This is a genomic window from Janthinobacterium sp. P210005, assembly GCF_036231865.1.
GTDB classification, from domain to species: domain Bacteria; phylum Pseudomonadota; class Gammaproteobacteria; order Burkholderiales; family Burkholderiaceae_D; genus Janthinobacterium; species Janthinobacterium kumbetense.
In genome coordinates this window covers 1-14,524 of the sequence record NZ_JAZARC010000008.1, presented here as the reverse complement: position 1 = coordinate 14,524, position 14,524 = coordinate 1, and the positions used below count along the sequence as shown (strand labels likewise).

Below are 14,524 nucleotides of genomic sequence, written 5' to 3'. Positions count from 1 at the left end.
CGTAAGTGCTATCACAACGGAGTGAATTTCTGCTTGATGCAAAAACATAAGGGAACTCACGGCACAACAATGCTAAGTGCGAAGAGCATCTTGTCAAATGGCTTTGACTTTGGACGCGCTGCGGCAGGCCGTGTAGGCAAGGGGCTGTATTTCTGGGAGTACTTTGATGACCCACTGTTCGCTAATGAATACGCCATTGCTTGGTATCAAAGTCAAAAAAAACGTGGGGTATATAAAGAAAAGGATTCGATTTGTGCCGTTATTGATGCATCGTTTGAGGTGTGTACAGACGACACTGTTGATTGCACCGGCCGGATGCAAGAGCGCGTAGGAATTATGCTAAGAAAGCTTTCTGAGAGGACAGATGATGACATTGGCGACGCGTACGAATCGATTATCACCAAAATTGAGGTCAAGCGAGGCAAGCGTTTTTTGCTTGCAAAGGCAATAGTATCGCCACCTCCTAAAATGTTTTTTTTGGAAAAACAGGTTATTCCTCATCCATCAGTGCTTGTCGTAAGGGATGAGTCTGTTAAATTGGAATTAAAGATCGTTGAAACTGAGGAGTAAAAAATGAGCAAGATGTCTCTAGAAGAGGCTCTGGCAGAAGTATTGGATGAAATGGATGCACTTTCTGCCGATGAGCTACGTGCAGACTTAAAAAAGCATAGTAATGGAGCATTTGCTGTTGCAATGCGTGAAGCTAGTGAGTTTTTCGCAAGCTTCGGTGTATCGCACAGCACATACATTGCATTGTTTCGTGAGCACATGGCTATGCAAGACAACTTGGACTTCGAAAATGTACTTCGCTCGTCAGTTCAATTGTTCGAAGAAGTAGCCCTGTCGGCAGCGAACGATAATAGTTACGCATTGGCCGCATAATGGAAGCATCGAAGAAAAAGGAATACAAGCTTCACGCAATTCAAATTATTGAGTTGCGTGTGGCGGAGCTTAGCATCAAGGTCAATCTAGAAGCACCTCGCGATTCGGAGCTCCCGGAGTTCACTATCGAAACCGGTCGCTCAAACTATGATCCTGAAACGCAGCAAATCCAAGTCAGAATGCGAATTGTCGCGGGTGAGGGCGAAGACGACGTTCTTAGTTTGAAGGTTGAACTCCATGGTCGATTCAAAGTCGACGAGACGAGGTTTCCAATCGATCAAATCTCCCATTGGGCGGACCATAATGCGCCAATCGTTTTGTATCCATACATACGAGAACAGGTCTATTCGTTAACGAGTAAAGTCGGACTTCCTGAGGGACTACTACCGCTAATTGAGATCCCTACCTTTAAAGTAGAAGCGCCGGTACAGGTAGGCAACTAAGTTCGCCAATAGTCATCAGCGGCTGGGGTTTGCTTAAGACTGCACTCCTGCGGCAACCCCCCTCCCCCAATTTTTAGATCGCGCTAAAAGTAGAGGTTAAGTAGCACGGGCAAGCTTCTGTTTTGGTGTGTTATCGCCAAGTGCCATGTTGGGTCGGTCGTGATTGTAAATCCACAGCCAGTGGGTTGCAAAATCCTAGATATCATCGAGCGTTTCAAACAGGCGATGGGCAAGCCAGTCGTAGCGCACCGTTCGATTATAGTGATCAACATAGGCATTCTGTCGCGGCTTGCAAGGCTGAATAAACGCAATGTGAGCCGCACTTGGCCGCCCAAGCCAACGTTGCGGCGCCGATGTAATCGGGGCCGTTATCACAGCGGATGACTCGAGATTTGCCATTCCATTCGATGATCCTGTCGAGGGAACGGATGACGCGTTCGAACGGCAATGAGAAGTCAACCTCAATGCCGAGTCCTTCACGGTTGTAGTCATCGATCACGTTGAATAAGCGGATGCTTCTGCCATCGGCTAGCTGATCGTGCATGAAGTCCATTGACCAGGTCTGGTTGATTTGCGCGGGCACCGCCAGCGGCAGAAGAGGTTTATCTCGCACCAAACAGTGACGCGGTTTGATCCGCAGGGTCAGCTCCGACTCTTGATACAGCTTGTGGCTCCATTTAAATCCAATCACGTTGCGCAAATACAGGAAGCACTGGCCGAAGCCCCGGTTACGCTAGTTGTTAGTCAAACGTATGAGCCAGTCGGCCACGATAGCGTTTTCCGCGTCGAGCTTGGCATGATAACGATACTAAGTTTGACTGATGCCAAACGCCTGGCAAGCCTGTCTTATTGTGGCAAAGCGCTTGGCAACGACCCATCGTGTCATCTCCCGCCGGTGAGATGGCGTTATCGCTTTTTGTCAGAGCCTTCGCGACGCTCCTGGCCTTCAAGTGTTCTTCGGCATACATCTTCTTCAAGCGCCGTTTTTCGTCCTCCAGCTCCTTCATACGGGCCATCAGCGATGGCTACCACGGTACGCTACCCAGCGAAAGCTAGCTCTCAGATATTACACGACAACCGCTGGGGCATCCGCAACGCCCTAGGTAGGCGGATAAAACGACAAACGATGATAGCTAATCCACCTTTGATATCAACGACCGGATTAGCGGAAGCGCGCGGAGTGGGTCATTAAACCCACTCATTTAAAACCAGCGTCTTCAATCAGTTCCTCTAAATATCAGACGATCATCAAACATGATTTTTAGCCGAAGAACCCGACTATTGACACTCAGATCAGAACATTTTAGGTTAAATATTATGAGGAAAAATACTTATTTATATTGATTATTCCTCAAATATGAGGAATAATATCCACATTATTTTTCCTAAAATCTCTTTACGTGTACTCCGACGAATGGTCCAGAAGAGCCGCCAACAAACTTAAAGCCGAGCTAAAGCTATCGGGTGTCAGCTACGGTGAATTAGTTTCTCGCTTGGCAGACCTTGGCATAGAAGAAACCTATAAGGGAGTCGCGACGAAAATCACGCGAGGACGATTTACCTTCGTATTTTTTTTGCAATGCATGAAAGCTCTAGGCAAAGATGAAATCAGACTTGATTAGCAATCAGGCGTAACACAGTGGTAAATTTACAACTGAGCATATGTACAGTTGATCGTTATTTATGGGAGGGCATCATGGGCGTCAACAGTAAGATCGAGTGGACCCATCACACTTTTAATCCTTGGTGGGGATGCTTGCGCATATCGCCTGCTTGTAAGCACTGCTATGCAGAAACTTGGGCCAAACGCGTTGGCATGAACGACCTTTGGGGCAAAGAAGCTCCGCGGCGCTTCTTTACCGATGCGCATTGGCGTGAGCCGCTTAAGTGGGATAGGGACGCTGCCGCAGCAGGCGAGCGTCGTCGTGTATTTTGTGCATCGATGGCCGATGTTTTTGAAGATCGCCCTGACCTCAATGCAACCAGGGAAAGGCTTTGGGCGCTCATTGAAGCGACGCCTAACCTCGATTGGCTCCTGCTCACAAAGCGAATTCGTCACGTTAAAAAACTGGCTCCTTGGTCCGGGAAATGGCCAGAAAATATTTGGCTTGGAACTAGTACAGAGAATCAACATTGGTTAGAAAAAAGAATAGACCATTTGCTTGAACACAATGTAGTGGTACGCTTCGTTTCGGCAGAACCACTTTTAGGACCTCTTGATCTGCGACCATGGCTGCGCGCACCTGGTTCAGATATTGCCGGCATTAATTGGGTTATCGCTGGAGGGGAAAGCGGACCTGACTCACGATCGATGAATCCGGCTTGGCCAGAGGACTTGCGCGACCAGTGCAATGAGGCAGGCGTACCATTCCACTTTAAACAGTGGGGCCATTGGGCGCCAGAGGAACTTATTGCAGAGGGGATTTCCGCTCGTACGCAACGCATAGATGTCATCGGTCGTAACGGTGCAATTATTCGCTTGGCCAAGGTGGGAAAAACAAAAGGTGGCCGTGAGCTAGGCGGAACAACGTGGGACCAGGTTCCTCTCTTTGAGGGGGGCTTGATACGATAGCGGGAAGATTAATTGACTAAAACTGGCGATAAATGGCAATGGATAGTCGGAGATGCACCACCTCCACTTGATCCTCACTCAAAAGTAAAACATCAGCTGGTCAGGGATTATCTTTACAAATATATCGGTGTATTAATGGCCAACGCGAAGATGCCGCGGCTACGCCTCACGCTTGTCGATGGTTTTGCAGGTGGTGGTTTGTATTCGGATGGCCAGGGCACTGCACCTGGCTCTCCTTTAATCATGCTAAAGACGGCCGCAGAGGCTGAGGCATATCTTAATACCTCGCGCATTCAAACACCTCGTGAGGTTGATGCACAGTATCATTTTGTTGAAGTCAATCCAAGTTCATACGAATACCTCAAGCACACACTCAATGCGGAAGGATATGGTCGTGATATCGGCACGAAGATTGCGCTCTACAACAATAAGTTCGAAACGGTGTGCGCCGATATTATCGCTGCGGCTGCCTCACGCAAGGCTGGTCAACGTGCTATTTTTCTTCTTGACCAATATGCCTACGACGATATTGTCATGCCGACAGTGGCGAACATATTTCAAAACCTGCAGGGTGCCGAGGTCATACTTACTTTCAACGTTGACTCTCTCCTTACCTTTCTAAACGACAGCAAGCAGTTCCATACCATCACGCGCAGGATTGGCCTGGAGCCGTACATCAATTGGCGCGACATTGCTCGTCTGAAAGCTGGCTCGCAATGGCGCCAAATCATCCAGCGTCAGATCTCGCATGGCATATGGAAGGCGAGCGGTGCACGTTTCATGACGCTTTTTTTTGTCACGCCGCAAGGCAATAGCCCTTGGTCCTACTGGTTAGTGCATCTGTCAAATGCTTACAGGGCCAATGATGTCATGAAGAGTGTTCACTGGGATCATGGAAATAGCTTTGGCCATAGCCTAGAAGCGGGCCTCTTTCAAATAGGTTACGAAGCAAACAAGGACATGGACGTCACACTCCAGACAGAGATGAACTTTATGGAGGCGAGTGCATTCGATGAGACTTTACGCACTCGCAGCATCGTAACGCTACGTGACGAACTGCCTCGCCTCATTCACGAGCAGCATGATGGCGTCACATTTAACGATCTGATTTATCAAATAGCCAATAAAACGAACGCTACTGAAAAAATCATCAAAGAGTCTCTCAACGAGGCGGTCGCAACTAAAGAGTTACAAGCCTTGATCGAGGGAGGCGGCCAGCGAGCAAAAGGAACGTCGATTCGCGGCACAGATATACTCCTTCCCAGTCGCCAAAAATCGATTTTCATGGGTTATCGTTGATGAAATTCAATCCTCACGAAATTATTCCTAAAGCTTATGTCGGGAGAGAACAGGCCTATATCAAGCATCTGCTGCTTGAGGGCTACCTTGAACGGTTGCTCTACATTGTCGGGTGGAGTGCGACACAATTGGGCCATGAAGAGATCGTTTTCGTTGACTGTTTTGCAGGCCCCTGGAAAGACGATAGCGATGATCTAAAATCGACATCTATTGCGATATCGATGGAACTGCTGTCAAAGGTCCAATACACGCTTAAAAAAGCTGGCCGGCCAGTGAAGTTCCGCGCTCTGTACGTGGAAAAGAATGTTCGAGCGTTTAGCCGTCTAAACAGCTATCTCTCAAGTCACACACCTCCTAACGTCGTCAGTGGAGCAATTAACGGCGATTTTACGCAATGTGTACCAGAGATCTTGGCGCACTGTCCTGCCAAAAGTTTTGTATTCTTTTTCATCGACCCGAAAGGGTGGGCGGCCGTCAAGCCGGAGATTTTGCAACCATTACTGGCACGTCCGCGCAGTGAATTTCTCATCAATTTTATGTACGACTTTGTCAACCGCGCCGCTTCCATGTCAGCTCTGCAGGAGAACATTGCAGCGCTATTAGGCGGCGCTTTCGACATGGAAGAGGTACCTGCGAACCCTGCGCATCGTGAGCAGTTTTTGCTGGGCAGGTATCGAGATACGCTAGTAACGCGGGCTAGTCAAGGTAACGCGCGTGCTTTGTCAGGTTTCGTGTCAATCCTAGATCCCACGGCAGATCGCACCAAATATCATCTTCTTTACCTCACTCGTCACCCAAAAGGGATCATTGAGTTCATGACCCAGTCAGAGAGACTTGCGGGCGTGCAAGACGCAGTGCGAACTGCCGCCAAGTTCAATAAGAAAAATCGTGAAGATAGCACAGGTGACCTCTTCGGAATTGATGCGAGCCAGGTCGAATCGAGCATTGAGGACGATGGCGATCGACTGGAAAAGCTTAGCTTACTTTGGCTAGAAAGAATTGGAAATCAGCCTCTGATCGTCACTGAAGCTGTGTTTGCTGAGCTAATTTGCAAAAGTAATTGCTTCCCTTTTGAATTACAACTCGCCCTTAAAAACTTAATGATACAAGGCAAAGTTAGCAACGTTGACGGAAACATTAAAAGGCGAATAAAGAATGCGGTTAATTATGATAAGAAGGAAACCTTAATTCTAACCACACAAAAGCAAGGTGACTAAGTTACTCCAATCCCTAAGCAAGATAACTCGCCAATCGCCGCCCATAGGGTTCCAATTCAGGCGGCAAAAGAACTTCCTTCTCTGCAAGCGAAAAGACTATTCCGGTCTCTTCGATATTGATTTGATCGATTGACATCGCTTTTACCATTCGCACAGGGATACCAAGAGCTGCAGCAAGAATTTTCTCAAGTACCTTTTTATCCGCCTGCTCTATGCCCATCACATCAACCTTCGCGATCAGCTTAGTGAGCTTTGATACTACTGCTAGCGGATTTCGCACAGGAGCGATCACCGCTCCCTTTGCAGGCAATGTGACATCCCATTTTTGGGACTGCCGACAAAACGATACGAAGCCTGATAGATTATTGCGACGCGCAGGCCAAGATGCTAAAAACCTCTCGATTTGCCCCGTAGTCCATGCTTGTCTTTCAAGTCTGACGCTTTTGGCAAACTGGTTGGCTGTCGAGATATACATTCGTATACTGCGTAGTGAAAGCCCCTTCTTATCGAGCTCAGCAAGATAGGCTTGAACAATCCACCCCCAAGATTCACGTTTGCTGGCAAGGATGACCTCCTCAATTCTTGAGCGCTCCACTGCATCAAGTTTGTCTTCGTCCGATATTTCAATACCAAGCTGTTCATTCATGAAGCGGGTTGGAAGCAGATGGGTTCGTAGAACTGTTACGCCAAAAAGACGTAGCAAGGATTGGTCGGTCAGGTCCAGAACAGATGAAAACGCCGCATCGATGCGCTCAAAATAGATCTGATGGCTACGGATAAGGCCCAAGAGGTTTGGATTTGCTCTATGGCTGGAATACAGCCATAGGGAAAAACGCCCCCATAGAGTGGCGGCCCATTCATGGCGAAAGATCGCAGAGGTAAGTGTAACTTCACGATCCAAGGCAAGCTTATTAGCGCACGGCCGGCAGCGCGAATTACCGCGCCCCAAAACGCGATCACCACAATCTGGGCAAGCATGGGCGACAGAAGGATCATCAGCGCAACTAGTACATCGAGCTCCTTGGCCATCAACAAAAGTTGCGACCCTCCTGTGCTTCCGACATATTGTGCATGTCGCATGTGTTAGCTGATTACGGCAGGAATCACATACTTTGTCTACCACTCCGTACGCTGGTGCCGCAGATAAGCGTGAGGTCACGCGATTGCACCCAGGGCATTGCTGCTCGCTGCGAAAATATGGGGAACAAGATGAGCAAACAGCTTTGCCGTCGACAATAAGAGCGGCGCGAGGCACGCTCTTTTCACAACGTACGCAAAGGCGTTCTGACATCAGGCATGCTCTACATACTGGATCCCCGATGTCATTGCAATGAGGGCGCGCGCTTTTGCTACAACGAGAGCAAGGCACTGACGGGAACACTCTCGCGTAGCAGCTCCCGCAGTAATCATTGCCCTTATATACCTTGTGCACTTTAACGATGCCACGACCGCACTCATCGCAGTAGCGTGCCCCTTTTTTATCAACACTCATAGATTCCTTTTGCCGCTCGCATTAGCGCCTGGGCGCGCAATGCCCAAGATACTGCACCACCAACATGCTCTAGGCGACACACGTGGTCGATCAGCCATTTATCGTTATTTCTCGGCCTGGTGCGTAATCGCTCAGGAAGCAGGGCAACCGCAGCCGTAAGCCAGTTAGGCAACTCTCCACAAGTGCGAAACGCAAGCTGAGTCATACCAGCAGCGTGGGCAAAATGCAGAAAATTCACTGGCCAATCTTCAAGCAACTCATTAAGTACCGAAAACAGTGCTTCGCGTGAATGGGTGCGAAGACGCCTAGTCTCTTCTCGTATATCGACCGTGCAAATATGGATCGGTCGCAAATCCGGATGACTTTGCAATTGCTGTTTGATGAGACGCATCATAATGGAGGCGCCGTGAATAAATTCTGGTGTCGACAACAACTCCGGTCCGAGGCAATATCCATGGCCATCAAGACATCGCAACATTCGATACTGTACTGCCAAGGCAGTATCTGCGCTGCCCTTATCCTTGCCATCAAATGAGTGCAATACGGTACCGCACTGCCAGCAACGTGTTGGCTCATGCTTACACCGATGCGGCATCACAGCCATCTCACACGAAGGACAACAATCGCGCAGAAAGATTCCATGCTTCGGGCAAGCAAATACGAACGATAGGCGCCATGCACGTTGAAACACGGGTTCGTCTTTGAGGCACAGCGGGCAAAACTGCAATCCGAATCTCAAACGAAGTCGGTGATAAATACCAATCACGTTGATCCACCGCTGACAAGCTGGCCATTGCGGATCAGAGCTACTGGCACAACCCATGAAACCAAATAGGGTCATCGCCACGACGTCGTCAATAGTTAAGCCATAATAATGGGCAATCAAGGAAAGTGCTTGGTCGCTGAGCGAAGAATCGATGTCACGCGTCCAGATAACATTTTCGGGAAAGGTCACTGCTGTAAATCGATATGGGCTCAACCCATGCCGGTGCGCCGAGCGTACGAGAAATGAGCTGATCAACTCATCCCTACCTGGTACAACATGAGCATACCAAGGCACCACTTCTATACTCGTCGCGCGATGTCGTCCCATTCGTCTTGTGCGGTCCATACCACATCCTTCAACACATCTCTATCGATTCGCTCCTTACCGCTCAGCAATGCGTGACTAGCCGCAGCCTTTAGTAGATTAACCGTAGAACCGATGGTCTCGCCAGCCATACTATAAATAATAGGCGCAAGCTCACGCGAGGCAAGATCGGACGGCTCGGCCAAAGGCAGGAGCCGCTGATAACTGGTAAGGAACCGCAGATACTCAACGTTCAGCTTCCAGCGATCGAGCGCTGCTGGATCAAAGCGCGACTTCATCTGCGGCTCCAAATTCAATGCGTTGATAGCCGCCTGGGTTCCAGCGGCAATGATCGAAATTTTTAGTACATTGCTAATACCCTTGATCGCCGCGAGCAAGTCACCCGCTCCTTTTCCAGCTGTAGTGAGGTTATTGAACTCGTCAATGACTAACACCCGTATACCCACTTGGATGAGTATAGATTTTGCCTGCTTTTTCTTAAGCAAAATGGAGTCTTTATCGCCATGCGAAATACCCATAGCCCACAGAATCTCCGACCAAAATTCCGATTCGCTGGGCGTCTCCGGCATGGATATCTGTAATACCGGTGAGATTGCATTGCCCGTCGCTGTCATTTGAACCGGATATCGTGAACAAAAGCGCTCCACGATGGAGCTTTTGCCGTTTCCGCTTCTTCCCACAATGAGAACGCTGGGCATACGTAGTGACTTGGGATATACCAGTAACTGATCAAGCCTGTTCATGATCTGTGTCGCACGTGTGTAGCCGACCCATCGATCGGTCTTACAAAGCATGACACGCTCGTCAGTAGGAAGCTCCAGCATGGCAGCCGTTTCAGGCTCTAAGTGATCCATAGATCTCATCGGGTAAGCGATACATCGTCAAAAGGGTTAACTGGGTGCGCAAATGGGTCTTCCTCATTGTCAAACAATGACTTCAAAGGCGGTGACAGCCGTGGAGTCTTAGTTTCTTCTACAGCTTCCGCCTGCTTTTTCAACGGGGAACGCGCGGCATGCCGGCGTGCCGACTTTGTCTTGTGCAATGATTTTTCCACCGCCTCGCGTAGACGTCCAAGCGCCTCAAAGATCACATCTTCATCAACATCATGTTTACCTTGCTCCTTGAGCGTTCGGCGTACTTCCTTTAGCTCCCATGCGCTGATCGGGGGGTGGCCAACATTTGCATACGGTATCGGGAAGTAGGCCTTCGCAATAGGATCAAAGAAAAAAATCTTGCTGATGTCGCGTGGGTCTCTGCGCACAAGAAACTGCCTTCGGGCGTTAGGATTGTTGGGATCGACAGAATTAATGTATGGGTCTAAGACTGGATCGTAGTAATTGATGAGATCAATTTGGATGCCGTATTGCTGTACAGACCGTTCAAAGAACGGTAAAAAGTCGAGCAACAGCTTCACCGGATCAGTAGGCACTGGCAGTATGCCAATACCAGGGCTCGTCGCGTTGCCCAAGATACCTAGCTCCCATTTCTTCCGTGGCGGCATGCCTAGTTCAGAATGATTGCGCTGATGGTAGACATTGACGATGAACTCAACGAGATGATATTCAAACTCCTTCAACGTCAACGCGGACTCCGCCTCTGAGTCGTATTTAGCGCGGTGCCGAGGATTGGAAAACGTCGTACCTGGCAACTTATGAATTTGGTTCGCCAATGTTCCCATGTAGCGCTCAATGTGACCGCCATAGTGTGGACGAAGTGGAGGACGCCACTGAAGGTCGATGGCGTACTCGTCGCACCCACGCTCTAACGCGGCACCACGAAACTCCTTACCGTTATCGCTATGAACCACGTTCATGACTCCCCATACTGGCCAGTCGCCACTGACACCAAGTCCAGCCATATACTCGCGCTTTGGACATATGGCATGGGATAAGCACATCGCTACAGCTGTGGAATTTGGTTTATCGAACGTCACGTACAACCCAGCTACCATGCGAGTATTGACATCAATGGCTACGGTTAACCAGGGGCGACCGATAGGCTGACGATAGATCTCATCGACAAGAATGATGTCAGCTGGCGTATGGTCGATTTGCACAACTGCGAATGGAAAGTCTGCTCCTGGAAACTTCCCCTGCAACGGTTCATACAGATTGCGAGCCTGCTCCCTTTGGCCGCGGCGGCGCAATGTCTCGGCAACAGGCAGCATACTGATACGACTTCTAATCGTGTTGCCATGAGGGGCAGAAATCTTGGCTAAACGCGCACGGCGCTGAACTTCATCAATCACATCCTGCTTTTTCTTTCGCTGCTTGGTCAAATAGTCTTCATTGATCACACTGGCAATAAGCTTCTCTTGCTCAGCATTGAGCATGCGAGTGCCAGTCGCGCGCCCACGCTTTGTTGGCACTAGTGCAGAGACATTGCCAGCTTTTTGGTAGGCGCTGAGCCATTTATAAAGAGTTGCCGCGTGTACTCCCTGTGCAGTAGCGATCGCTTCGGCGTCAAGGCGCGTACGAATTGGATTGTCCAATAAAGGTTTGATAGCCTGAAATCGCCGCTGAGCTATGGCCCATTCCTTTTCACTGTAGAGGCTAAGGTCCTTCGTGAGTGGGATGTCTTTTGAGTCATCTTCAACGAAAGCTTCGAGTGTGTCGATGCGCAGTCGAGTACTCTCAAGCGTTTCCTCATCTTGTGCGAAAACGGTATCAACTGTCACCAAGTGTGTAATACGATACTTTTTGCCAGCTGAGCGAACTAGCTGTCCAGGAACCATCTCGAAGAAGCCTTTAGGTATTTTATTCATCGTCAGTACCAATCCAGATCCGCGACTGCATATTCAGCGGCAACTCAAGCTGGGTAGCAATCTCCCGATTAGCAACCATCCGCCACAGCTCAGTTAATGCAGCCATGCGTCTCTCATCGTCCGTATACGCCATTGCAAGCAGAGCTTGAGGCGTTGTTGGACCGAGTATGCGTAAACTGTATAAAAGCTGATCCTGGTAAAGTTGCTGCACTGCCATCCCACGGTACTTTCGCAAGAATTTGGCATTTTTCAAGAATGGTGTACGAATATGCTTTTCAGTCACGATCTTGAAACGCCATCCAACATCCCGGCATGCTGCAACTGCCTGCTTGAATCTGGGCCGAAACGTTAGAAAATCCTGCGCAAGGTTCTCGATCGGCTTTACTTCATAAACAATGACGATTGGGTCACGCCCTGGGTAAAGGTACTGGGCAAGTATGTCAGGGGTATAGCGCAGTTCACGTCCATTCGCGTCGTACAGAATAGAAAAAGGCTGCTCTCGTATCAACGTTACAGCAGGATCAAAATCAAGACAGATCAACCAGTCTCTCTCTAAGGACGATTCAAATCCTGCGCGTTCAGTACCGTCGACAGTGATCCGACCCGTGAGGGCCCGACGACTCATTCTGAGAGGCCGAACTGGAGCCAAACAATCCAGTCGCGCATTTAAGCCGGTTTTCATATCTAGTCGTATATTTAAATGTTGTCAGTCGTGTTTTTTGTTGTATGGTGCCGTAGAACTATAGAGTACGTCAAGATAATTTCAGTCGTGAATTTAGATAGAATTGACAGCGGCAACGTGCCGCGCCCGGGAGAAATCTCGCTGGCCCACTGCGGCGTGCTGTTTCTCGATGAAATTGCCGAATTCCACCGCCGGGTGCTCGACGTGCTGCGCCAGCCCATGGAATCGGGCGTGATCAGCATTTCACGCGCGGCACGCCAGGCCGAGTTTCCTGCCCGTTTTCAATTGATTGCCGCCATGAATCCCTGCCCGTGCGGCTATCTGGGGCACGCTTCCGGCCGTTGCCGCTGCACGCCAGACGCCGTATTGCGCTATCACAATCGTCTGTCGGGCCCGCTGCTCGACCGTATCGACCTGCAGATTGAAGTGGCCGCCATGCCGCCCGCGGCGCTGGGGCGACGTGCAGGCGCCGGCGAAAGTACGCAAGCGATCGCCGCGCGGGTAGCGGCAGCCTATGCCTTGCAGCTGGTACGCCAGGGAAAGGCGAACCAGCAGCTGAGCAACACGGAAATCGAACAACATTGTCGCCTGGAACCACATGGCGAACAGTTGTTACATGGCGCCATGACGCGCCTGCACTGGTCGGCGCGCACCTACCACCGGGTGCTGCGCGTGTCGCGCAGTATCGCGGACTTGGCGGGCAGCCCCGCCATCACGCAACCGCATGTTGCCGAAGCGATCCAGTACCGGCGCGTACTGCGCGAGATATAAGGCAAGCGGTGAACCCTACACGTGCACGATTGCGCGTGATTGGCAGCGCTGCTACCATCTGCTGATGAAAAAAACATCACTTGCCCTCTTTCTGGCTACGCTCGCGGCCGCCAGCATCCTGTCCGCCTGCAGTCCGAAATTCGACTGGCGCGACTATCGCAGCCCCGACGCCCAGTTTACGGCCCTGTTTCCGGGCAAGCCGGCCGTGCTGACGCGCGAGATCGATCTCGACGGCAAGAAAGTCAGCCTGACCATGACGGCCAGCGAAGTCGATGGCAATACCTTCGCCATCGGCAGCGCCATGCTCGACAGTGCGGAACAGGCACAAACGGCCCTGCCCGCCATGCAGACAGCCCTGTTGAAAAATATCAATGGTGTCGTGCGCAGCGAGAAATCCGCGTCGACGGCCAGCAGCACGGCGGCCGGCAGCCATCAACGCAGCGCGCTGAGCGTCGAAGCGACGGGGACGCAGCAGGGCAAGCCCGTCCTGCTGGTCGGCCGTTTTGTGGCGCAGGACAAACACATCTTCCAGATCATCATACTCGGTGAAGAAAGCAAGCTGTCGCGTGACACCATCGACACGTTCATGGACTCGGTGAAACTGGATTGAGACTTAACGATCGCTTAAACGGATGTTTTCACGGTAAACACGCTCTTGTAAATACGTGCGTTGTCCAACAGATGGCCCTATCCGGCTTGCAAATGTGCAATCCGGGCAATCGGACGGCCTGTGCGACATTTCAAGTCGTGATATTGTTTCGACACTAACAACAAGTTTCAGAAAGCGCTTATGTTGATCTCATTCAAATCCAAATCCTCCCCAGAAGTGCTGATGTACCAGGAGCATGCCCAGCGCATCCTCGACATCCTGCACAAGAACCCCACGCGCGGCGTCATCACGCCAGCGGAAGCGGGCGATGCCCTGGCCCTGCTGGAAAAAGAAGTCGCGGAAAGCAAACTGCATCCGGAAAATGACATCGAACACGATGCGCATACGCCGGAAACGCTGGAAGACGGCGAAACAGGCGCCCATGCGCGCGCACAAAAAGTGCATTTTTCACAGCGCGCCTATCCCTTGATGGAAATGCTGCGCTCGGCCAAGGCGGAGGGTGAAAGCATCACCTGGGGCATCTGATCCGATGAATGCTGCAGACGAAAAAAAACCCCGCACCTAGCGGGGTTTTTTTATATAACAAGCCTGACGATAACCTACTTTCACACTGGTTGCAGCACTATCATCGGCGCAAAGTTGTTTCACGGTCCTGTTCGGGATGGGAAGGGGTGGGACCAACTTGCTATGGTCATCAGGCAT

The 14,524-nt window shown here is 50.4% G+C and carries 15 protein-coding genes, 1 rRNA gene and 1 pseudogene; 10 read left to right on the top strand and 7 right to left on the bottom strand.

Annotation, left to right across the window (positions count from 1 at the left end):
- Positions 1-36: 36 nt before the first annotated feature.
- The 3 genes from VPH40_RS25490 to VPH40_RS25480 are packed head-to-tail and all read left to right on the top strand — an operon-like array spanning position 37 to position 1,325.
- Positions 37-570: a hypothetical protein gene (locus tag VPH40_RS25490; protein ID WP_152283940.1), complete on the top strand. Its 534-nt coding sequence runs from the start codon at positions 37-39 to the stop codon at positions 568-570.
- A gap of 3 nt (positions 571-573) precedes the next feature.
- Positions 574-882, top strand: a complete 309-nt coding sequence (locus VPH40_RS25485) for a hypothetical protein (protein WP_152283941.1) — start codon at positions 574-576, stop codon at positions 880-882.
- A complete protein-coding gene (locus VPH40_RS25480; protein WP_152283942.1) occupies positions 882-1,325 on the top strand; it encodes a protein-export chaperone SecB in 444 nt (147 codons plus the stop codon). The genes VPH40_RS25485 and VPH40_RS25480 overlap by 1 nt, the downstream gene beginning before the upstream one ends.
- Positions 1,326-1,421: 96 nt before the next feature.
- On the opposite strand, the pseudogene VPH40_RS25475 reads toward VPH40_RS25480, so the two are convergent.
- Positions 1,422-2,347: pseudogene (locus tag VPH40_RS25475) on the bottom strand (IS3 family transposase); the annotation flags it as partial.
- Positions 2,348-2,725: 378 nt separating this feature from the next.
- Here VPH40_RS25475 and VPH40_RS25470 point away from each other — a divergent pair.
- The 4 genes from VPH40_RS25470 to tcmP all read left to right on the top strand — a co-directional run bounded on the left by VPH40_RS25470 (position 2,726) and on the right by tcmP (position 6,413).
- On the top strand, positions 2,726-2,947 hold the full coding sequence (locus VPH40_RS25470) for a DUF6471 domain-containing protein (RefSeq protein ID WP_152283944.1): 222 nt from the start codon (positions 2,726-2,728) through the stop codon (positions 2,945-2,947).
- A gap of 74 nt (positions 2,948-3,021) precedes the next feature.
- The gene (locus VPH40_RS25465; RefSeq protein ID WP_152283945.1) at positions 3,022-3,897 is read left to right on the top strand and encodes a DUF5131 family protein; all 876 of its coding nucleotides are present in this window, start codon (positions 3,022-3,024) and stop codon (positions 3,895-3,897) included.
- A gap of 12 nt (positions 3,898-3,909) precedes the next feature.
- On the top strand, positions 3,910-5,196 hold the full coding sequence (locus VPH40_RS25460) for a three-Cys-motif partner protein TcmP (protein ID WP_152283946.1): 1,287 nt from the start codon (positions 3,910-3,912) through the stop codon (positions 5,194-5,196).
- Positions 5,196-6,413: a three-Cys-motif partner protein TcmP gene (gene tcmP, locus VPH40_RS25455; protein WP_152283947.1), complete on the top strand. Its 1,218-nt coding sequence runs from the start codon at positions 5,196-5,198 to the stop codon at positions 6,411-6,413. The genes VPH40_RS25460 and tcmP overlap by 1 nt, the downstream gene beginning before the upstream one ends.
- A 13-nt stretch (positions 6,414-6,426) precedes the next feature.
- Here the strand turns inward: tcmP and VPH40_RS25450 are convergent, their stop codons facing one another.
- From VPH40_RS25450 to VPH40_RS25430, 5 genes are all read right to left on the bottom strand, one after another.
- Positions 6,427-7,314 carry a hypothetical protein gene (locus tag VPH40_RS25450; RefSeq protein WP_152283948.1) on the bottom strand — a complete coding sequence of 296 codons (888 nt, stop codon included), beginning with the start codon at positions 7,312-7,314 and terminating at the stop codon, positions 6,427-6,429.
- Positions 7,315-7,894: 580 nt separating this feature from the next.
- Complete coding sequence (locus tag VPH40_RS25445) at positions 7,895-8,998, bottom strand: TniQ family protein (protein ID WP_226941477.1); 1,104 nt, start codon at positions 8,996-8,998, stop codon at positions 7,895-7,897.
- Positions 8,971-9,849 (bottom strand): TniB family NTP-binding protein, encoded by an 879-nt coding sequence (locus tag VPH40_RS25440; RefSeq protein ID WP_226941471.1) that lies wholly within the window; start codon positions 9,847-9,849, stop codon positions 8,971-8,973. Before VPH40_RS25440 ends, VPH40_RS25445 begins: the two co-directional genes overlap by 28 nt.
- 5 nt (positions 9,850-9,854) lie before the next feature.
- The gene (locus tag VPH40_RS25435; RefSeq protein WP_152283951.1) at positions 9,855-11,759 is read right to left on the bottom strand and encodes a Mu transposase C-terminal domain-containing protein; all 1,905 of its coding nucleotides are present in this window, start codon (positions 11,757-11,759) and stop codon (positions 9,855-9,857) included.
- Positions 11,752-12,441 (bottom strand): TnsA endonuclease N-terminal domain-containing protein, encoded by a 690-nt coding sequence (locus VPH40_RS25430; RefSeq protein WP_226941472.1) that lies wholly within the window; start codon positions 12,439-12,441, stop codon positions 11,752-11,754. The genes VPH40_RS25435 and VPH40_RS25430 overlap by 8 nt, the downstream gene beginning before the upstream one ends.
- 18 nt (positions 12,442-12,459) lie before the next feature.
- Here VPH40_RS25430 and VPH40_RS25425 point away from each other — a divergent pair, with 18 nt between their 5' ends.
- From VPH40_RS25425 to VPH40_RS25415, 3 genes are all read left to right on the top strand, one after another.
- Positions 12,460-13,212 carry an ATP-binding protein gene (locus tag VPH40_RS25425; RefSeq protein WP_328574852.1) on the top strand — a complete coding sequence of 251 codons (753 nt, stop codon included), beginning with the start codon at positions 12,460-12,462 and terminating at the stop codon, positions 13,210-13,212.
- Positions 13,213-13,276: 64 nt separating this feature from the next.
- Positions 13,277-13,822: a hypothetical protein gene (locus VPH40_RS25420; RefSeq protein ID WP_328574851.1), complete on the top strand. Its 546-nt coding sequence runs from the start codon at positions 13,277-13,279 to the stop codon at positions 13,820-13,822.
- A 180-nt stretch (positions 13,823-14,002) separates the two neighbouring features.
- Positions 14,003-14,347 carry a DUF1840 domain-containing protein gene (locus VPH40_RS25415; RefSeq protein ID WP_071325465.1) on the top strand — a complete coding sequence of 115 codons (345 nt, stop codon included), beginning with the start codon at positions 14,003-14,005 and terminating at the stop codon, positions 14,345-14,347.
- A gap of 61 nt (positions 14,348-14,408) precedes the next feature.
- On the opposite strand, the gene rrf is transcribed toward VPH40_RS25415, so the two are convergent.
- Positions 14,409-14,521: ribosomal RNA gene (gene rrf, locus VPH40_RS25410) — 5S ribosomal RNA — on the bottom strand.
- Positions 14,522-14,524 lie beyond the last annotated feature (3 nt).